This window comes from Pseudomonas borbori (assembly GCF_900115555.1).
Lineage (GTDB): Bacteria > Pseudomonadota > Gammaproteobacteria > Pseudomonadales > Pseudomonadaceae > Aquipseudomonas > Aquipseudomonas borbori.
The window spans coordinates 1-18,193 of sequence record NZ_FOWX01000048.1 but is presented as its reverse complement, the minus strand read 5'-3'; the positions used below and the strand labels follow the sequence as shown (position 1 = coordinate 18,193).

At 61.2% G+C, this 18,193-nt stretch carries 16 protein-coding genes, 3 tRNA genes and 1 pseudogene; 11 read left to right on the top strand and 9 right to left on the bottom strand.

Annotated features, from left to right (window positions below; translation table 11 throughout):
* Nucleotides 1-394: 394 nt before the first annotated feature.
* Nucleotides 395-470 (bottom strand) — tRNA-Asn (locus BM315_RS22415).
* Between the two features lie 65 nt (nucleotides 471-535).
* The gene (locus BM315_RS22410) at nucleotides 536-1,732 is read right to left on the bottom strand and encodes an amino acid aminotransferase (RefSeq protein WP_090505713.1); all 1,197 of its coding nucleotides are present in this window, start codon (nucleotides 1,730-1,732) and stop codon (nucleotides 536-538) included.
* Between the two features lie 176 nt (nucleotides 1,733-1,908).
* On the opposite strand from BM315_RS22410, the gene uvrB reads away from it, so the two are divergent.
* Nucleotides 1,909-3,924 carry an excinuclease ABC subunit UvrB gene (gene uvrB, locus BM315_RS22405; protein ID WP_090505711.1) on the top strand — a complete coding sequence of 672 codons (2,016 nt, stop codon included), beginning with the start codon at nucleotides 1,909-1,911 and terminating at the stop codon, nucleotides 3,922-3,924.
* 141 nt (nucleotides 3,925-4,065) lie between these two features.
* Here uvrB and sugE read toward each other — a convergent pair whose 3' ends face one another.
* The 3 genes and pseudogenes from sugE to rdgC all read right to left on the bottom strand — a co-directional run bounded on the left by sugE (nucleotide 4,066) and on the right by rdgC (nucleotide 5,681).
* Entirely contained in the window at nucleotides 4,066-4,380 is a 315-nt protein-coding gene (gene sugE / locus BM315_RS22400; RefSeq protein ID WP_090505709.1) for a quaternary ammonium compound efflux SMR transporter SugE, read from the bottom strand.
* Between the two features lie 127 nt (nucleotides 4,381-4,507).
* Nucleotides 4,508-4,666 (bottom strand): annotated as a pseudogene (locus BM315_RS25135) (bile acid:sodium symporter family protein); the annotation flags it as partial.
* Between the two features lie 94 nt (nucleotides 4,667-4,760).
* A complete protein-coding gene (gene rdgC, locus BM315_RS22395) occupies nucleotides 4,761-5,681 on the bottom strand; it encodes a recombination-associated protein RdgC (protein ID WP_090505707.1) in 921 nt (306 codons plus the stop codon).
* 295 nt (nucleotides 5,682-5,976) lie between these two features.
* Between rdgC and BM315_RS22390 the strand changes: the two genes are divergently transcribed.
* From BM315_RS22390 to BM315_RS22375, 4 genes are all read left to right on the top strand, one after another.
* Nucleotides 5,977-6,052, top strand: a tRNA-Val gene (locus tag BM315_RS22390).
* Between the two features lie 20 nt (nucleotides 6,053-6,072).
* Nucleotides 6,073-6,149: transfer RNA gene (locus tag BM315_RS22385), tRNA-Asp, on the top strand.
* A gap of 238 nt (nucleotides 6,150-6,387) precedes the next feature.
* Complete coding sequence (bamJ, locus tag BM315_RS22380; RefSeq protein ID WP_090505705.1) at nucleotides 6,388-7,095, top strand: BamJ family beta-barrel-assembly machinery protein; 708 nt, start codon at nucleotides 6,388-6,390, stop codon at nucleotides 7,093-7,095.
* A 416-nt stretch (nucleotides 7,096-7,511) separates the two neighbouring features.
* Nucleotides 7,512-7,961, top strand: a complete 450-nt coding sequence (locus BM315_RS22375; RefSeq protein WP_090505703.1) for a YkvA family protein — start codon at nucleotides 7,512-7,514, stop codon at nucleotides 7,959-7,961.
* Nucleotides 7,962-7,965: 4 nt separating this feature from the next.
* On the opposite strand, the gene BM315_RS22370 is transcribed toward BM315_RS22375, so the two are convergent.
* The gene (locus tag BM315_RS22370) at nucleotides 7,966-8,661 is read right to left on the bottom strand and encodes a substrate-binding periplasmic protein (protein WP_244527359.1); all 696 of its coding nucleotides are present in this window, start codon (nucleotides 8,659-8,661) and stop codon (nucleotides 7,966-7,968) included.
* 356 nt (nucleotides 8,662-9,017) lie between these two features.
* On the opposite strand from BM315_RS22370, the gene BM315_RS22365 reads away from it, so the two are divergent.
* Genes BM315_RS22365 through BM315_RS22355 form a run of 3 tightly spaced genes read left to right on the top strand, consistent with a single transcriptional unit; the run spans nucleotide 9,018 to nucleotide 10,168 of the window.
* The gene (locus BM315_RS22365) at nucleotides 9,018-9,338 is read left to right on the top strand and encodes a helix-turn-helix domain-containing protein (RefSeq protein WP_090505701.1); all 321 of its coding nucleotides are present in this window, start codon (nucleotides 9,018-9,020) and stop codon (nucleotides 9,336-9,338) included.
* Nucleotides 9,335-9,700 (top strand): hypothetical protein, encoded by a 366-nt coding sequence (locus BM315_RS22360; RefSeq protein WP_090505699.1) that lies wholly within the window; start codon nucleotides 9,335-9,337, stop codon nucleotides 9,698-9,700. The genes BM315_RS22365 and BM315_RS22360 overlap by 4 nt, the downstream gene beginning before the upstream one ends.
* On the top strand, nucleotides 9,701-10,168 hold the full coding sequence (locus BM315_RS22355; RefSeq protein ID WP_090505697.1) for an SEL1-like repeat protein: 468 nt from the start codon (nucleotides 9,701-9,703) through the stop codon (nucleotides 10,166-10,168). It abuts the gene before it with no gap.
* A gap of 86 nt (nucleotides 10,169-10,254) precedes the next feature.
* Here BM315_RS22355 and BM315_RS22350 read toward each other — a convergent pair whose 3' ends face one another.
* Both BM315_RS22350 and BM315_RS22345 read right to left on the bottom strand, forming a co-directional pair.
* Nucleotides 10,255-12,015, bottom strand: a complete 1,761-nt coding sequence (locus BM315_RS22350) for a bifunctional diguanylate cyclase/phosphodiesterase (protein ID WP_090505695.1) — start codon at nucleotides 12,013-12,015, stop codon at nucleotides 10,255-10,257.
* A 106-nt stretch (nucleotides 12,016-12,121) separates the two neighbouring features.
* The gene (locus BM315_RS22345) at nucleotides 12,122-14,203 is read right to left on the bottom strand and encodes a carboxy terminal-processing peptidase (protein WP_090505693.1); all 2,082 of its coding nucleotides are present in this window, start codon (nucleotides 14,201-14,203) and stop codon (nucleotides 12,122-12,124) included.
* Between the two features lie 128 nt (nucleotides 14,204-14,331).
* Here BM315_RS22345 and BM315_RS22340 point away from each other — a divergent pair, with 128 nt between their 5' ends.
* The 3 genes from BM315_RS22340 (at nucleotide 14,332) to ahpF (ending at nucleotide 17,788) form a co-directional block, all read left to right on the top strand.
* On the top strand, nucleotides 14,332-15,297 hold the full coding sequence (locus BM315_RS22340; RefSeq protein ID WP_090505691.1) for an NAD(P)H-quinone oxidoreductase: 966 nt from the start codon (nucleotides 14,332-14,334) through the stop codon (nucleotides 15,295-15,297).
* A 116-nt stretch (nucleotides 15,298-15,413) separates the two neighbouring features.
* The gene (gene ahpC / locus BM315_RS22335; protein WP_090505689.1) at nucleotides 15,414-15,977 is read left to right on the top strand and encodes an alkyl hydroperoxide reductase subunit C; all 564 of its coding nucleotides are present in this window, start codon (nucleotides 15,414-15,416) and stop codon (nucleotides 15,975-15,977) included.
* Between the two features lie 254 nt (nucleotides 15,978-16,231).
* Nucleotides 16,232-17,788 (top strand): alkyl hydroperoxide reductase subunit F, encoded by a 1,557-nt coding sequence (gene ahpF, locus BM315_RS22330; protein ID WP_090505688.1) that lies wholly within the window; start codon nucleotides 16,232-16,234, stop codon nucleotides 17,786-17,788.
* A gap of 57 nt (nucleotides 17,789-17,845) precedes the next feature.
* On the opposite strand, the gene BM315_RS24870 is transcribed toward ahpF, so the two are convergent.
* Nucleotides 17,846-18,193, bottom strand: a 348-nt coding sequence (locus BM315_RS24870; RefSeq protein ID WP_212632993.1) for a hypothetical protein, incomplete at its 5' end; no start/stop codon positions are given.

The following is an 18,193-nucleotide window of genomic DNA, read 5'->3' as shown; positions in this document are numbered from 1 at the left end:
TGTCCAAGGGGCCGTGGAATGAGTGTCCAAGTCAGCGTGGAATCGCTGTCCAAGTGTTCGTGGACTGGGTGTCCAAGTGCGCATGGAATCCCCATACAAGTCATCTGTCGCGGTCCGTGGGAGGGGCTTTAGTCGCGATATTCCAGCGTCCTCAAAATCAATCGCGGCTAAAGCCCCTCCCACAAGCCTGGCGTTGTCCGGCAGGCAAAAATAAAAAACCCGGCTGGATGGCCGGGTTCTTGAATTTGGCTCCGCGACCAGGACTCGACAGCACAGCTGAACGCGCTTTAGCGCGGCCCCGGAGGGGTGAGTCTTGGCGAATAACCTGGGACGCAGTCCCGGTGAGAGTCCGCAGGCAATAAAAAACCCGGCTGGATGGCCGGGTTCTCGAATTTGGCTCCGCGACCAGGACTCGAACCTGGGACCCAATGATTAACAGTCATTTGCTCTACCGACTGAGCTATCGCGGAACAACGGTGCGTATCCTACTGATTAGGAAGGGGAAGTCAAGTGTTGTGGACTTCCCCTGAGCGGTTCAGAGGACCTGGGCGATGGCCTGGGTCACGGCCGGCAAATTGCGCTGGTTCAGCGCCGCGACGCAGATGCGCCCAGTGCCGACGGCGTAGATGCCGAACTCGTTTTTCAGGCGCTCGACCTGTTCGGTGGTGAGACCCGAGTAGGAGAACATGCCGCGTTGCTGGGCGACGAAGCTGAAGTCGCGTTTGGCGCCCAGGGCCGTCAACTGTTCGACCATGGCCAGGCGCATGCTGCGGATGCGTTCGCGCATTTCGCCCAGTTCGGCTTCCCACATGGCCCGCAGCTCGGGCGTGTTGAGTACTGCCGCGACGACGCTGGCGCCATGGGTCGGCGGGTTCGAGTAGTTGGTGCGGATCACTCGCTTGAGTTGCGACAGCACCCGGCCGGTCTCATCTTGCGAACCGGTGACGATGGACAGCGCACCGACCCGTTCGCCATACAGCGAGAACGACTTGGAGAAGGAGCTGGAGACGAAGAAGGTCAAGCCGGATTCGGCGAACAGGCGCACGGCCGCGGCGTCTTCCTCGATGCCGTCGCCAAAGCCTTGGTAGGCGATGTCGAGGAAGGGTACATGCTCGCGCTCACGAATGATTTCGAGAATGGCCTGCCAGTCGTCCATGCCCAGGTCGACGCCGGTCGGGTTGTGGCAGCAGGCGTGCAGCACCACGATCGAGCGGGCGGGCAGGTTTTTCAGGTCTTCGAACAGGCCGCCACGGTTGACGCCGTTGCTGAAGGCATCGTAATAGCGGTAGTTGCGCACCGGGAAGCCGGCGGCTTCGAACAGGGCGCGGTGGTTTTCCCAGCTCGGGTCGCTGATGGCCACGGCGGCATCGGGGAGCAGGCGCTTGAGGAAGTCCGCACCGATTTTCAAGGCGCCGGTGCCGCCCAGGGCCTGGGCGGTGATCACTCGGCCTTCTTGCGCCAGGGGCGAGCCGGCGCCGAACAGCAGGGTCTGCACGGCCTGGTCGTAGGCGGCGATGCCCTCGATCGGCAGGTAGCCACGCGGCGCATGGGTGGCAGTCAGCGCATTTTCTGCTTCCTCCACCGCCCGCATCAGCGGAATTCGCCCATCTTCATTGGTGTACACGCCAACGCCGAGGTTGACTTTGGTGGGGCGGGTATCGGCGTTGAATGCTTCGTTGAGGCCCAGGATGGGGTCGCGCGGAGCCATTTCGACGGCAGAGAACAGACTCATGGATGCGGCAGCTCGGAGGAAGAGGGGTGAATGTCTGCAATGCCCCGCTAGGGGTTGCGTAAGTGGGCCGGTAGTATAACGAACCCATAACGTGTGTCGCGACAGCGGGTACACGCATTTCAACTGTTTTGACGTACGCTTTCAGATCGCGTCACAGTCGTTTGTCGAGGTTAGTCATGTCCAAGTTCCAACTTGTCACCCGTTTCCAGCCTGCCGGCGATCAGCCGGAGGCCATTCGGCAGATGGTGGAAGGCTTGGAGGCGGGGCTGTCGCACCAGACCCTGCTCGGCGTGACCGGTTCGGGCAAGACCTTCAGCATCGCCAACGTGATCGCCCAGATCCAGCGGCCGACTCTGGTGCTGGCGCCAAACAAGACCCTGGCCGCGCAACTGTACGGCGAGTTCAAGAGCTTCTTCCCGAACAACGCCGTGGAGTACTTCGTCTCCTATTACGACTACTACCAGCCCGAAGCCTATGTGCCGTCGTCCGATACCTTTATCGAGAAGGACGCCTCGATCAACGATCACATCGAACAGATGCGCCTGTCGGCGACCAAGGCGCTGCTGGAGCGGCCGGACGCGATCATCGTCACCACTGTGTCGTGCATCTACGGCCTGGGCAGCCCCGAGACCTACCTGAAGATGGTGCTGCACGTCGATCGCGGCGACAAGCTGGATCAGCGTGAACTGCTGCGCCGCCTGGCCGATTTGCAGTACACGCGCAACGATATGGATTTTGCCCGCGCCAGCTTCCGCGTGCGTGGCGACGTGATCGATGTGTTCCCAGCGGAGTCGGAGCTGGAGGCCGTGCGCGTCGAACTGTTCGATGACGAGGTGGAGAGCCTGTCGGCCTTCGATCCCTTGACCGGTGAGGTGATCCGCAAGCTGCCGCGTTTCACCTTCTACCCCAAGAGCCACTACGTCACCCCGCGCGAAGTGCTGCTGGAGGCGGTGGACCGGATCAAGGTCGAGCTGGCCGAGCGTCTGGACTACCTGCGCAGCAGCAACAAGCTGGTCGAGGCCCAGCGCCTGGAGCAACGCACCCGTTTCGACCTGGAGATGATCCTCGAACTGGGTTATTGCAACGGCATCGAGAACTACTCGCGCTACCTGTCCGGGCGCGGGCCGGGCGAGCCGCCACCGACCCTCTACGACTACCTGCCGGACGAGGCGCTGCTGGTGATCGACGAGTCCCACGTGTCGGTGCCGCAGGTCGGCGCCATGTACAAGGGCGACCGCTCGCGCAAGGAAACCCTGGTCGAGTACGGCTTCCGCTTGCCCTCGGCGCTGGACAACCGGCCGATGCGCTTCGAGGAGTGGGAGGCGGCCAGTCCGCAGACCATTTTCGTCTCGGCCACCCCGGGGCCCTACGAGGCCGAGCACGCCGGGCGGGTGATCGAACAGGTGGTGCGGCCGACCGGCCTGGTCGATCCGCAGATCGAGGTGCGTCCGGCGCTGACCCAGGTCGACGACCTGCTCTCGGAAATCAACAAGCGCGTGGCGCTGGGCGAACGGGTGCTGGTTACCACCCTGACCAAGCGCATGGCCGAGGATCTCACCGATTACCTGGCCGACCACGGGGTCAAGGTGCGTTACCTGCACTCGGATATCGATACGGTGGAGCGGGTCGAGATCATCCGCGACCTGCGTATCGGCGCCTTCGATGTGCTGGTGGGCATCAACCTGCTGCGCGAAGGTCTGGACATGCCGGAGGTGTCGCTGGTGGCGATTCTCGATGCCGACAAGGAGGGCTTCCTGCGCAGCGAGCGCTCGCTGATCCAGACCATCGGCCGCGCCGCGCGCAATCTCAACGGTCGGGCGATTCTCTATGCCGACCGCATGACCGGCTCGATGGAGCGCGCCATCGGCGAGACCGAGCGCCGGCGTAACAAGCAGATCGCCTTCAATGCCGCCAATGGCATCACCCCCAAGGGCGTGTTCAAGGACGTCCAGGACATCCTCGAAGGCGCCACGGTACCGGGCTCGCGCAGCAAGAAACGCAAGGGCATGGCCCAGGCGGCGGAAGAAAGCGCGCGTTACGAGAACGAATTGCGTTCGCCGAGCGAAATCGCCAAGCGTATCCGTCAGTTGGAAGAGAAGATGTACCAGCTGGCCCGCGACCTGGAGTTCGAGGCCGCCGCGCAGCTGCGCGATGAGATCCACAAGCTGCGCGAACGTCTGTTGCAGGTGTGACTGTAGGCGGCGCAGGTCTGCTGCGGGATCCCTCGCCGGTTATCCAGGCCGGGCATGCCGCGGCTTTGGTCGCAATACTGTCGAGTCTCCGGCTTGTCTCGGCGGCTGTTTGCGTGGCCACGTCGTATTGAAATCAGGCTCTCAGTGGCTGAGTTTCAGACCGAGCAGACCGCAGAGGGTCAGAGCTATGCTGGCCAGGCGGATTAGCGCCATGGATTCGCCGAACAGGACGATGCCGGCGATTACCGTGCCGACTGCGCCGACGCCCGTCCAGATTGCGTAGGCAGTGCCCAGCGGCAATTCCTTTATGGCCAGACCGAGCAGGGCCAGGCTGACGATCATCGCCGCAACGGTAAGTAGGGTAGGCAACGGTCGGGAGAAGCCATCGGTGTATTTCAAGCCAACGGCCCAACCCACTTCGAACAGGCCGGCGAACAGCAGAATGATCCAGGACATGGTGACTCCATCAGAAACGTCAAAGGTAGGGGTCGTCCCCTGGATCGGGTCACTCGAAAGGGCTGAGGTCGTCCTCATGCTGTGCACTATTTTGCACGGCTGGCGTGGCAGGGCAAGCCTCTGCGGGTCAACGCAGGCCGTCGGATTGTTTCAGGTGTTTGCTGGCGTCCTGGCCCGGGCGACCATAGAGGGTCGCCAGTAGCGGGCCGGACAGGTTGTGCCACATCCTGAACAGCGCGCTTGGCCGCGCACTTAGTGGCGAGCAATGCGCACTGGCCAGTGCGGCGTTGCAGTCAACCGAAAAAACTCACTCGTACACTGTGCTTTTCCTGTTGGTTTCGCCTTGCCCGGTCGTCACTCGCTGTGCTTTTAAGCTGCCTCTAGATGCCCTGGGGCGTCTCTTCGCCGCCCAGGGCTTCGAACAGCGCCGGGAGGAAGTCGACGAAGGTCAGCATCATCAGGGTGAAGCTGGCGTCCTGTTGGCCGAGGGCGTCGTCGCCGCCATCCTGTTCGGCCTGATCCTGCAGCAGATCCTCGAAACGCAGGCGCTTGATCACCAGTTTGTCGTCGAGCATGAACGACAGCTTGTCCTGCCAGGCCAGGGACAGTTGGGTGACCTGTTTGCCCGAGGTCATGTGCAGCTGGATTTCGTCGCCGGTCAGGTCCTGGCGTTTGCAGCGCACCACGCCGCCATCTTCGTGGGTGTCGCGCAGCTCGCATTCGTCGAGCACATGGAAGTCGTCGGCGGCTTTCTGGGTCTTGACCCATTCGGTCATGGTGGCGCCGGGAGCGATCTTCACCGTCAGTGGGCGTACCGGCAGCGAACCGATGGCTTCACGCAGGGTGGAGAGCAGGTCTTCGGCACGCTTCGGGCTGGAGGCATCGACCAGAATCAGACCCTGTTTCGGGGCGATGGCGGCAAAGGTTGCCGACTTGCGGATAAAGGCCCGTGGCAGGAAGGTCTGCACGATGTCGTCCTTGAGTTGGTCGCGCTCCTTCTTGTAGACCTTGCGCATCTGCTCGGCTTCGATCTCGTCGACTTTCTCCTTCAGGGCGTCGCGCACCACGCTGCCCGGCAGGATGCGCTCCTCCTTGCGCGCCGCGATCAGCAGGAAATCGTCGCTGGCATGCACCAGTGGCGCATCGCCGCCTTTGCCGAAGGGGGCGATGAAGCCATAGGTGGTCAACTCCTGGCTGGCGCAGGGGCGCGCCGGTTTGGCGGCCAGTGCGGCTTCGAGTGCCTCGACATCGAAGGGGATGTTTTGGGTGAGGCGATAAACCAGCAGGTTGCGAAACCACATGAGGGGTGATTCTCCATAAGCGTGAAAGTCGCGAAGCGACGCCATCCAAATGTCCTTCTCCCCAGGGAGAAGGTGGCGCGCAGCGACGGGTGAGGGAGGCGGGAATACCGTGAGAGGCTTATGGTTCAGGGCGCTTCTCGCGGCATTCCCGTCGACGCAAGGCGCGCATTATTCCCTTCCTCGGCGTCTCAGGCCAACCCTGTGTAAGCCTTTGGCACGTCGATAAAAAATTTTTAAATCAGTGCTTGCCAAGGTGGGGGCGGCTGTCTAGAATGCGCCCCACTTCGAGAGTGAAGGGTGATTAGCTCAGCTGGGAGAGCATCTGCCTTACAAGCAGAGGGTCGGCGGTTCGATCCCGTCATCACCCACCAACTCGCTTTAGGAGTTACGCGCAGCGGTAGTTCAGTCGGTTAGAATACCGGCCTGTCACGCCGGGGGTCGCGGGTTCGAGTCCCGTCCGCTGCGCCATTTTTTACCTCGCTCCATCTCTGCTATATCCCTTCCGAAATATTCGCTGTACTCCTCTGAAAATCACCTTAAATACCTGAACTTATACGCATTTCCTGGTTCGTATCCTGGTAGCCAGTGATTGCGGCAGCCTGCTAAGCTCGCGCCTTCACTCGATTGCCCCAGGGTCTGTTCCCGTTTCATTCACGGCCGCGCGAATGAAACGGGAACAGACCCGCTTACCGAACAAGGAATAAGCATGAAACAGCATCGTTTAGCGGCGGCGGTCGCCCTGGTTGGCTTGGTTCTCGCGGGTTGCGATTCGCAAACCAAGGAAGTCAGCCTGGAAACTCCGGCGCAGAAAGCCTCCTACGGTATCGGCCTGAACATGGGCAAGAGCCTGGCGCAGGAGGGTATGGATGACCTTGACTCGAAAGCCGTGGCCCAGGGCATAGAAGATGCCATCGGCAAGAAAGAGCAGCGCCTGAAAGACGATGAACTGGTCGAGGCTTTCGCGTTCTTGCAGAAGCGTGCCGAAGAGCGCATGGCTGCCATGAACGAGGAGGCGGTCAAGGCCGGCAAGAAATTCCTCGAAGAGAATGGCAAGCGTGAAGGAGTGGTCACCACCGAATCCGGTTTGCAGTACGAAGTGCTGAAAAAAGCCGAAGGCGAGCAGCCGAAAGCCACCGACGTGGTGAGCGTGCACTATGAAGGTAAATTGACCGACGGCAGCGTGTTCGACAGTTCGATCGAGCGCGGTAGCCCGATCGAACTGCCTGTCAGCGGTGTGATTCCGGGGTGGGTCGAAGGCCTGCAACTGATGCATGTCGGCGAGAAGTACAAGCTCTATATCCCGAGCGAGCTGGCCTACGGCGAGCAGAGCCCGACTCCGGCGATCCCGGCCAACTCGGTGCTGGTGTTCGAGTTGGAGCTGCTGGAAATCAAGGCTGCCGGTGCCGAGCAGTAAGCGCTGATAGTGCGTTTGGCGAGCCCGGGGCGGTCCCGGGTTCGCCAGGCTGCCAGGGTTACAGATAACGCCCCGTTTCGACGGGGCGTTGTCGTTTTTGCTGCTGGCAAAACGAATTTGGGGCTGACTGCCGGGTCGGAAAAATGACTCTAGTGCAATTCTGGCGTCACGGTTATGCACATTTCATCCGGCTCGTGCGCAAGGTTGCCATGGGCTTCGTTAAAAACCCTTTGCAAATTTCAAGTTATTGATTTAAAACAAATTTACTGGCTGGATAAAAAATGTCCGATCTGTAGCCAGGCCGCATGAGCTGGGCGTTTGGTCGGTTCTTCGGGAATCTGTTCACAAGGTTATCCACAGCTTTAGTGGATAACCCAAGCGAGCCCAGCAGACATGCGGGTTGACGAGGATTACCCATGAAACAGCCGTGGAATTTTTCCGGTTATCTGCGCTTGGCACAGGGTTTTTTAGGTAGCGGTCGCTTACCCGCTCTGTTGCTGGCGGTGGCGCGCAAGAGCGCAAAACAGGGTGTGCGCCTCAACGCTTTGCAAGAGGATTTGCGGCTCCTGCAAGGTCTCTGTCTGGCCTGGTTGCGCGGTGAGTATCGTCAGATCGGTTCGCAGGCGTTACTGGCGGTAGTGGCGGCGCTGCTGTATTTCGTCATTCCGCTGGATGGGCTGCCGGATTGGTTGCCGGTGCTGGGCTTTGTCGATGACTTGGCCGTGCTGGCGTGGGTTCTGCGCACTTGGCGCGATGAGCTGGCGGCATTTCGTGCCTGGCGAGATGCCCAGGCGCCTGAGGTGCTCGAGGTTATCGAGCGCCTACCGGATGGACAGCGCGTGGCGCTGGATAAGCCGAAGTCCTGATGGGCTACTGGGGAGACTGTCCGGGGCCATCGAGCATTCGGGCGATCTCCCCTGAGTCGCGCAGTTCGAGCAGCACCTCATTCAGCCGTTCGGCACTGAGCGGCAGGTGCTGGCCATAGATGCAATGCAAGTCGTAGCGTTGTACCACCCAGTCACTGATGTGCAGGGGCAGTTCCGGGCGTTGGGCCAGCTTGTAGGTCAGGGGGCGACGCATGTCGATCAGTGCATCCAGGCGTTGCCTGCTCAGCAGGTTCAGCCCGCTGTCGAGGTCGCGGACATTCTGGCGCGTCACCAACTGGCGTGCGAAGGCCTCCATCAACGGCAAGCTGTAGATATAGCCGAGTTGGGTGCCGAGGACTTTGCCATGCAGATCCTGCATGCCGGCCACGGGCGCGTCACTGCGATGCAGGAGGAGTACGTCTTCTTCCTGGTAAAGCCTGGGTGACCAGCGATAGCGCTGTGGTTCGGCCACCCACTGCGGATTGGCGTTGCAGATCAGATGAATGCGCCCGCGCTGAATGAACTCTTCGATACGCTTGTTCGGGGTCTCGACGAAGTGTAATTCGAGGCCCAGGCGCTGGCCAACCAAGGTGCCGAGTTGGTGGGTGAAGCCACCACGCAATTGATGATCATGCACCTCGACATAGGGCATGCCGTCGAGCGGGGAGAAGCCCCAGCGCAATGCCTCTGCACCGCTCATGGCGCTCCAGCAGCCCAGCAGAAGAATTGTCAGTGTTCTCAAAATACCCCCGGGACATTGCCCTAACAGCATCAAGTCAGTATAGGTCACGCCCTTTGCAGTATCGGGCTGTTAACATAGCCACCTGCAAGGAGGGTGCTGAGAGGTTGTGAAAAAATCGCTTGCCTGCTGCGACCACCGTCGGACGGCTGCAACTGCGTTGCGCTACGCAAAAACTTCGGTCATTTGGCTCGCCAAACTCCCTCGTTGTCACGTAGCGCGCCTTGTGTCGCTCGCCCGACGGCGTCCTCGCGACGGCCTTCGGTTTTTTCACAACCTCTGAGGTCATCGGTACTGCTTTCCACGGAGAGTCGAGAATGAAAGTGCAAGTAATCACACGGGATGGCGAACCCGAATATGCGGTTCTGCCCTGGGCCGATTACCTGGCCTTGTTGCAGGCCTCGGATCATGCTACGCAAGCGCCGGAAGCGGTTGCCGAAGCAGTCAAGCCGGCGCTGAGCGAGTTGACGCGTTTGCGTGAAGCAAAGGGCTTGTCGCTACAAGAGCTGGCGCGCTCGGTGGGGATCAGTCCGCATTATCTGGGCATGATCGAAAGTGCCGAACGCCAGCCGGATGCCGCCATCAAGCGGGCCTTGGCCTGGGCGCTGGGTATCTCAGGCTGGGAGGAGACGCTTTGAGCGTAAGTATCAGTCGTCAGCATTGGCAGGCCTTGCTCGATGAGTTGGAGGATGCCCGCCGCCAGCGTCATCTGCTGACCTATCGGGCGCTGGTCGAGCGCTTGGCCCTGCCGACCCCGGCGATGCAAACGCTCACGGCTGCGCTGGAGCACCTGGCTATCCTGGATGCCCGTGCCGAACGGCCACTGCGTAGCGCCTTGGTGATCAGCCAGGGCGCGAGCCGGCTGCCGCGAACCGGGTTTTTCGATTGTGTGACGCGTCTTGGCCGTTTTAATGGTGCTTCGGACGGCGTCGCGGCGGCGTCCTGGCATGCGGCCGAAGTGGTGCGGGTGTTCGAGTTCGATTACCCCGAGGAACTCTAGGTGCTCTGGCGTTTGCGTGCGCGGATCGGTTATGCCGTGGCCCGGCGGCTGTTCCACTGGTCGTGGTTGGTCAAACAGCCACGCGGTTGGCGCTGGCTGGAAGGGCAGTTCGCGCGTATGGCCAATCTGGGCGATGTTGCCGCGCAGAGCTTCTATGGGCATATCCTGCTGTTTCGTGGTCAGGGGTTTGGTGCCCGCGAAGAAGGCATGCGTCTGTTGCGCCTGGCTGCCATCGCAGGCGATGCCAAGGCCGCCTATCAGCTCGGTGCACTGAGCCTGGCGGGCGATACCCGGCAAGCCCCCGACGCTGTCGACGCGGCGCGCTGGTGGACGCTGGCGGCCGCGGCTGGTCATCCCTTGGCGGCACGGCGCCTGGCCGATCTGTACCGCGAGGGTGGGCCGGGCTTGCCGGCCGATGCCGAGCAGGCGGCACGCTTTGTCCAGCGGGCGCGGGAACTGGGGCTGTAGTGGGCATACGGGGCGCTATGTTACCCGCTCTATAAGCCCGTTTTGTGATCCGCCGACCCGGGGATCGATTGGGTGGTGCGATCGGCTTACGCCGATAGCTTGTGCGTATCGATGATATGCAGGCTGTAGCCGGGCACCGCCTTGGCGTGGCGCTTGGCCTCCGAAGCCAGGCCGGCGAGCTGGCTGGCGTCCAGTTGTGCGCACTGTTCCGGGCGCAAGTGCACCACGCCCAGTGACAGGGAGAGCAGGGCGAATTCCTGGCGCTGACCGTGCCGGCTGTGAGCGACCAGGCAACCCGCTTGCAAGTGTTCGTCGCTGTAGAAGCGGCGACATTGACTTTGAAAGTCTTCCCGCAGGCGATTGAGGCGGGCCCGCCAATCGTGCGAACCGAGTACCAGCAAGAAGTCATCGCCGCCGATATGGCCGACGAAGTCGCGGGCGGGGTCTACCCGCTCACCCAGGCATTGCGCCAGGCTCAGCAACACTTCGTCGCCCTTGGCATAGCCGTAGAGGTCGTTGAACGGCTTGAAGTTGTCGATATCCACATAGCAGATTACCGCTTCGCGGGCTTGCTGCAGCAGGCGCGTCAGGCATTGCTGGATGGGCACATTGCCCGGCAGCAGGGTCAGCGGATTGGCGTGGCGTGCCTGCTGGATCTTCAGTTCGGTGATCAACTTGAGCACGTCGATCACCCGGCCAAGCCCCAGGTAGGCGCCGTCTTGGGTGATGATAAAGTCTTCCTCGATGCGCTGGCGGGCACGGCTGGTGAGCAGGCGGCTGACCTTCTGCAGCGACTGCTTCAGTTCGACGGCGAGGAAGTCTTGGCTCATCAGGCGACTGATAGGTTTGCGGGCGAACAGGTCGGTGGCGAAGGGTTTGAGCAGCGCTTCGGACAGTGCATGGCGGTTGACGATGCCGACCGGTTTTGCGTACTCATCGACGACGGCCAGGGAGTTGAGATTGGCCTGGGCACGGAAGGCTTCCAGTACCTCGGCGATCGGCGTGTGTTGGGCTACTGCAGGCTGTTCGTTGAGCAGGGCGCCGAGGTTGCTGCCTTCTTCGCTCAAGGTCAGGGCATTGCCGGTGAACTTCGGCATGAGTTTGTGGGCATCGTATGGCGGTTGTTCCTGCGGGCGACAGAGCAAATAGCCTTGCAGCAGGTCGATGCCCATCTCCGCCAGTACGACGAGCTCTTCTTCCAGCTCGATGCCTTCGGCGATCACCTGGGCGCGTGACGCCTTGGCCATCTTCAGGATCGAGCCGACGAACTCGCGCTTGACCGCATCCTGATGAATGCCGTCGATGAAATGACGGTCTATTTTCACGTAATCCGGGCGCAGTTCCGACCACAGGCGCAGGCTCGAATAGCCCGCACCCAGGTCGTCCAGGGCAATTGAGAAGCCCATGGCGCGGTAATGATGCAGGGCGGTGTCGAGGAGGGCGAAGTCCTCGGTGGGCGACTGCTCGGTCAGCTCGATCACCACCTGGCTGGGAGGGATGCCATAGGCTTGCAGCAGTTGCAGGGTGCGCCCGGGTTGATGGCCAGGCTCCAGCAGGGAATCCGGGGATACGTTGAGGAACAGCTTGCCCGGCAGTTGCAGCTCGCTGAAGCGCCGGCAGGCGCTCTTGCGGCAGGCCACTTCCAGCTCGCCCAAGCGCCCGGCAGTGCGTGCCACGGCGAACAGGTTGATCGGCGAGTGCAACGGGCTGTTGGAGGGGCCACGGGTCAGTGCTTCGTAACCGAGGATGCGGCGTTCGGAAAGGCTGACGATCGGCTGAAACAAACTATGCAGGTCGCCGTGAGCGAGAATATGGTTCAGCGCGCTCAGTTGCTCGGTGACGGTCATGACGGGTCTCGATATCCAGAAAAAAATGCAGGGGCTGATATCGCTATCAGCCCCTGCATTTCACGACAGATTGATGACCCTTTGATGACAGCCGTAAGCCGCTAACTCATTGTTTGGCCAGGCGCGAACTCAATCCCAGGAAGTCCAGCAGGATATGCCCGCTTTCGGCGAGGAAAGCGTCATCTTCCGGTTTGGTTTTTTCGGGTTCGACCGCAGCGGCGTCTTCGTCTTCTTTCTTCAGTTCGCTGAGCAGGTCTTCACCCTTGGCTTTGCGGCGGCTGTTCTCGATCACCAACTGCTGCGCTTCTATCTCGGTCTGTTGCGCACGGCGTTTGGCTTCGTTAAGGCTGACGCGGGTTTCATCCATGAGCTTTTGTGCCAGAGCGAGGCGCTCGCGGGTAAAGGTGAAGTCCGGATTCTTCGCGGTACGGCTATCGTAGCGAGTCTGCAGTTCTTCCAGGAACGGCTTGATCGGATCCAGTTCGGGGGTGATCGCCGCCTTGATGCTGTCCCATGGCAACGCCTCGGGCAGGGCGCTTTCGCCGATGTCCTTGGTGTCCATCACGTCGGGGTACTGGATGTCCGGGATCACGCCCTGATGCTGGGTGCTCTGCCCGGAAACGCGGTAGAACTTGGCCAGGGTCAGCTTGAGTTCACCGTGGTTGAGCGGCTGGATGGTCTGTACCGTGCCTTTGCCGAAGGTCTGGCCGCCGAGGATCAGCGCGCGGTGATAGTCCTGCATGGCGCCAGCGAAAATCTCCGAAGCCGAGGCGGACAGGCGATTGACCAGTACGGCCAAGGGGCCTTTGTAGAAGACGCCGGTATTTTCATCGGCCAGCACATCGACCCGGCCGTCGCTGTTGCGCACCAGTACGGTGGGACCCTGGTCAATAAACAGCCCGGTCAGTTCGGTGGCTTCCTGCAGGGAGCCGCCGCCGTTGTTGCGCAGGTCGATGACCACGCCGTCGACCTTTTCCTGTTCGAGTTCGGTGATCAGGCGTTTGACGTCGCGGGTCGTGCTTTTGTAGTCCGGATCGCCGGCGCGAAAGGCCTTGAAATCCAGATAGAACGCGGGGATTTCGATGATGCCCAGTTTGTACTCGCGGCCTTCGTGAGTGAGTTGCAGCACGGATTTCTTCGCGGCCTGCTCTTCCAGCTTGACCGCTTCGCGGGTGATGTTGACCACCTTGCTGGTCTCGTCATTCGGTGCGTTGCTCGCCGGAATCACTTCCAGGCGCACCAGTGAGCCTTTCGGGCCGCGGATCAGCTTGACCACTTCGTCCAGACGCCAGCCGATCACGTCGACCATTTCGTCGTTGCCCTGGGCAACGCCGATGATCTTGTCCGCCGGTGCAATCTGCTTGCTCTTGTCGGCCGGGCCTGCGGGTACCAGGCGCACGACTTTGACGTGCTCGTTGTCGCTTTGCAGCACCGCACCAATGCCTTCCAGCGACAGACTCATATTGATGTCGAAGTTCTCCGCGTTGTCCGGGGAGAGGTAGGTGGTGTGCGGGTCGTAGGACATGGCAAAAGCGTTGACGTAGGCCTGGAATATATCCTCGCCGCGGGTCTGGCGCAGGCGCGCCTGCTGATTCTTGTAGCGCTTGATCAACAGTTCCTGAATCGCCTTGGGTTCCTTGCCGGCGATCTTCAGACGCAACACTTCGTCTTTGACGCGTTTGCGCCATAGATCGTCCAGTTCGGCCAGATCCTTGGCCCAGGGGGCTTCTTCGCGGTCGATCAGCAGGCTCTCGTCGACGCTGAAGTCAAACTTGTCGACGCCTTGTTCGAGCATGCTCAGGGCAAACTGCAAGCGGCTTTGCAGGCGCTCCAGGTGGCGCTTGTAGATAAGGAAGCCGGGTTCCAGATTGCCGCTTTTCAGCAGGTCGTCGAACTGGTTGCGCCACTGGTCGAATTCGCCGATGTCAGCCGCGGTGAAGTAGCTGCGCGAGGGGTCGAGCATCTTCAGGTAACCCTGATAGATCTTCGCCGAGCGCTCGTCGTTGAGCGGCGGCTTGTTGTAATGGTGCCGATTGAGCAGTTCTACGACATTGAGGCTGGCGATGACCTGCTCGCGATTCGGCTGCAAGTATTCCCACGGGTCGGCACTGGTGGTTTTGGCAGACAACGGCAAAGCACTTAAGCCGAGGCTAAGGGCGAGGAGGGTGCTAAGCAGTGATCGCTTCATGCTGACTCGACGTAGGGACAATTGATAACGCATATTAGGCCATCTATCAGGGCGCCAGGTTCCATCGGCGCAAAGCAAAAGCCCGACGTTCAAAATCGGACTGGGTTCAAATGCACTATGGAGGCAGCGTGAAGGCATTGCAAGGCGTTGAAGGGCGCGTGGAGTGGGCGCAGCAGCCCGCCCCGGCCTGTGATGTGGGACAGATTCGTATTCGTGTGGCCGCCGCCGGACTGAACCGGGCCGACCTGTTGCAATGCGCCGGTCTGTATCCGCCGCCGCCGGGGGCCAGCGATGTATTGGGCCTGGAATGTGCCGGCGTGGTCAGCGAGGTCGGGGCCGGCAGTGGCTGGAAGGTCGGCGATCGGGTTTGCGCGTTGCTGGCCGGTGGCGGCATGGCCGAGGAGGTGGTGATCGATGCGCGGCACGCCCTGCCGGTGCCCGAAGGCGTCTCGCTGCTTGAGGCGGCCGCCTTGCCGGAGGTGTATGCCACGGCCTGGCTCAACCTGTTCCAGTTGGCCGGCTTGAAACCGGGGGAAAAGGTTCTGCTGCATGCCGGCGCCAGTGGTGTGGGGTCGGCGGCGATCCAGTTGTGCAAGGCATTTGGCAGCCCGTGCTGGGTCAGTGTCGGCTCGGCCGAGCGCCTGGCCTATTGTGAAGTCCTGGGTGCCCAGGGCGGCGTGTTGCGCGGCGCTGACAATCTGCAAGCCCTGCGCGATTTCGCGCCCTTCGATGTGATCCTCGATCCGGTCGGCGGCAGCTACGCCGCGCTCAACCTGGAGTTGCTGGCGCTCGATGGGCGCTGGGTGAATATCGGTCTGATGGGCGGGCGCAAGGCCGAGCTGGATTTGGGTTTGCTGCTGGCTAAGCGCATTCACTTGATCGGTTCGACCCTGCGCAGCCGCGACGAGCAGTTCAAGGCCGATCTCCTGCGCGACCTGCAACAGCAGGTGTGGCCGCTGTTTGCCGAAGGCCGGCTCAAGCCGCAACTGCAGCGCAGTTTCCCGATCGGCGACGCACAAACGGCCTTTGCCGAACTGGCGAGCAATCGGGTCAATGGCAAACTGGTGTTGACGATAGACCCGACCCTGGTATGAATGCGGGTATCGATTGGCTAAATCAATCGATACCATGGCGGCAATCAATAAGCATTCTGCGCTGAAGTGGCTAAGATGCGCCCTGTAGCTTTTTCAACCCTCACAAGGAATCAGAGATGTCTCTCGTCAATACCCAGGTTCAACCGTTCAAGGCCAACGCTTTCCACAACGGCCAGTTCATCGAAGTTACCGAGCAGTCCCTGAAGGGCCAGTGGTCGGTGCTGATCTTCATGCCGGCAGCCTTTACCTTCAACTGCCCGACCGAGATCGAAGACGCTGCCAACAACTACGCCGCGTTCCGTGATGCCGGTACCGAGGTGTACATCGTCACCACCGACACCCATTTCTCGCACAAAGTCTGGCACGAAATTTCCCCGGCCGTGGGCAAGGCTCAGTTCCCGCTGATCGGCGACCCGACCCACGCGCTGACCCGTGCTTTCGGTGTGCACATCGAGGAAGAAGGCCTGGCCCTGCGTGGCACCTTCCTGATCAACCCGGAAGGCGTGATCAAGACCGTGGAAATCCACTCCAACGAAATCGCCCGCGACGTCTCCGAAACCCTGCGCAAGCTGCAAGCCGCTCAGTACACCGCCGCTCACCCGGGCGAAGTCTGCCCGGCCAAGTGGAAAGAAGGCGAAGCCACCCTGGCTCCGTCCCTGGATCTGGTCGGCAAGATCTAAAAACGGCTTAAGAGCTGCTGCGCTCGGTTAGGCGGCGTTGTGATCAGGCTCGGGCTTGTCATGTACTTCAGTACACTCCGCGCCCTCGCCAGATCATGCCTTGCCTAGCCTTTGCTCGCGACGCTCTTAAATCCGTTTTGCAAATTGCTGTTGCGCTGTTAGGGCCATTACCGGTCCTTCTAGTGCCCGATGCCCGGGCGTGATCCGTCCGGGCATTTTATTGCCCTGAATTTTTGTCATTGAGGACTTCCGCCATGTTGGACGCCAATCTGCAAGCCCAGTTGAAGACCTACCTCGAGAAGGTCACCCAGCCGTTCGAGATAGTCGCGTCCCTCGATGACAGCGACAAATCCCGCGAACTGCTCGGCCTGCTGCAAGAGATTGTCGGCCTGACCGACAAGATCACCCTCAAGACCGATGGCCGCGACAGTCGCACGCCGTCGTTCTCGCTCAATCGCCCCGCGGCGAATATCAGCCTGCGTTTTGCCGGTATTCCCATGGGCCACGAATTCACCTCGCTGGTGCTGGCGTTGCTGCAGGTCGGTGGCCATCCATCCAGGACCGCGGCAGAGGTGATCGAACAGATCAAGGGCATCGAAGGCGAATTCAATTTCGAGACCTACTATTCGCTGTCCTGCCAGAACTGCCCGGACGTGGTCCAGGCGCTGAACCTGATGGCGGTGCTCAACCCCAATATCCGTCATGTGGCCATCGACGGCGCGCTGTTTCAGGCGGAGGTCGAAGCGCGGCAGATCATGTCGGTACCGAGCCTCTACCTGAACGGCGAGCTGTTTGGCCAGGGTCGCATGGGTGTGGAAGAAATCATCGCCAAGATCGACACCAGCGCCGCTGCCCGCGATGCCGACAAGCTCAACGCCAAGGCCGCCTTCGACGTGCTGGTGGTCGGCGGTGGTCCGGCCGGTGCCGCAGCGGCCATCTATGCCGCACGTAAAGGCATTCGCACCGGGGTGGCGGCCGAGCGTTTCGGCGGTCAGGTGCTCGATACCATGGCCATCGAGAACTTCATCTCGGTGCAGGAAACCGAAGGGCCGAAGCTGGCCCGCGCCCTGGAGGAGCACGTCAAGCAGTACGACGTGGACATCATGAATCTGCAGCGTGCCAGCGCCATCATCCCGGCCCGGCACGCCGGTGGCCTGCACGAGGTGAAGTTCGACAGCGGCGCGTCGCTGCAAGCCAAGACCCTGATTCTCGCCACCGGCGCGCGTTGGCGGGAGATGAACGTGCCGGGCGAGCAGCAATACCGTGGCAAGGGCGTGGCCTACTGCCCGCACTGTGACGGCCCGCTGTTCAAGGGCAAGCGGGTGGCGGTGATCGGTGGTGGCAACTCCGGTGTCGAGGCGGCCATCGACCTGGCCGGCATCGTCGCCCACGTCACCCTGATCGAGTTCGACAGCCAGTTGCGTGCCGATGCGGTGTTGCAGAAGAAACTGGGCAGCCTGACCAACGTGACTACCATCAAGAGCGCGCTGACCACCGAGGTCAAAGGCGATGGGCAGAAAGTCAAGGCGCTGGTCTACCAGGATCGCAACAGCGAGGAACTGCACAGCATCGAGCTGGAAGGCATCTTCGTGCAGATCGGTCTGCTGCCCAATAGCGATTGGCTCAAGGGCGTGATCGAGTTGTCGCCGCGTGGCGAAATCATCGTCGACTCCAAGGGCGCGACCAATGTGCCCGGTATCTTCGCCGCCGGCGACGTCACCACAGTGCCCTACAAGCAGATCGTCATCGCCGTGGGCGAGGGGGCCAAGGCTTCACTCAGCGCCTTCGATCACCTGATTCGCAGCAACTGATGCGCTAGGCGCTCTGCGCGGAAAGCCAGCGGACAACCTTGACCGGTTGTCCGCTTTTTACTGGTGCGCCAGGCATGGCGCGTTGCGCGTAAGCGCAACCAGTTTGGCTGTGGTGGCCACGCTGGTGACTTGGAGGTGAAAGTCCTCTACACACCCGGCAAGGGGAAGTGTTAGCTGAACGGCAAGGGTGTCGTGGGTGACTGCGAATCTGAAGGAAGCCGAAGGCAAAATGTTGGCCTGACGAACAGGAAGCGGATAGAGGCGGCGCAGCGGGGTAAGAAGGCCAGTATCTTCAAAGCCCGATACTTGCACGGAACGCTGCGACGTAGATCCGACAGGCATAAGCAGGAAGGTCGCGCGAATTACCCTGGGAGATCTGTGCACCTGCCATTGGCTACCGGCATC

Coding starts and splice junctions, on each gene's coding strand:
- BM315_RS22410 (WP_090505713.1), bottom strand. CDS start 1,732: ATGAGTCTGTTCTCTGCCGTCGAAATGGCTCCGCGCGACCCCATCCTG.
- uvrB (WP_090505711.1), top strand. CDS start 1,909: ATGTCCAAGTTCCAACTTGTCACCCGTTTCCAGCCTGCCGGCGATCAG.
- sugE (WP_090505709.1), bottom strand. CDS start 4,380: ATGTCCTGGATCATTCTGCTGTTCGCCGGCCTGTTCGAAGTGGGTTGG.
- rdgC (WP_090505707.1), bottom strand. CDS start 5,681: ATGTGGTTTCGCAACCTGCTGGTTTATCGCCTCACCCAAAACATCCCC.
- bamJ (WP_090505705.1), top strand. CDS start 6,388: ATGAAACAGCATCGTTTAGCGGCGGCGGTCGCCCTGGTTGGCTTGGTT.
- BM315_RS22375 (WP_090505703.1), top strand. CDS start 7,512: ATGAAACAGCCGTGGAATTTTTCCGGTTATCTGCGCTTGGCACAGGGT.
- BM315_RS22370 (WP_244527359.1), bottom strand. CDS start 8,661: ATGAGCGGTGCAGAGGCATTGCGCTGGGGCTTCTCCCCGCTCGACGGC.
- BM315_RS22365 (WP_090505701.1), top strand. CDS start 9,018: ATGAAAGTGCAAGTAATCACACGGGATGGCGAACCCGAATATGCGGTT.
- BM315_RS22350 (WP_090505695.1), bottom strand. CDS start 12,015: ATGACCGTCACCGAGCAACTGAGCGCGCTGAACCATATTCTCGCTCAC.
- BM315_RS22345 (WP_090505693.1), bottom strand. CDS start 14,203: ATGAAGCGATCACTGCTTAGCACCCTCCTCGCCCTTAGCCTCGGCTTA.
- ahpC (WP_090505689.1), top strand. CDS start 15,414: ATGTCTCTCGTCAATACCCAGGTTCAACCGTTCAAGGCCAACGCTTTC.
- ahpF (WP_090505688.1), top strand. CDS start 16,232: ATGTTGGACGCCAATCTGCAAGCCCAGTTGAAGACCTACCTCGAGAAG.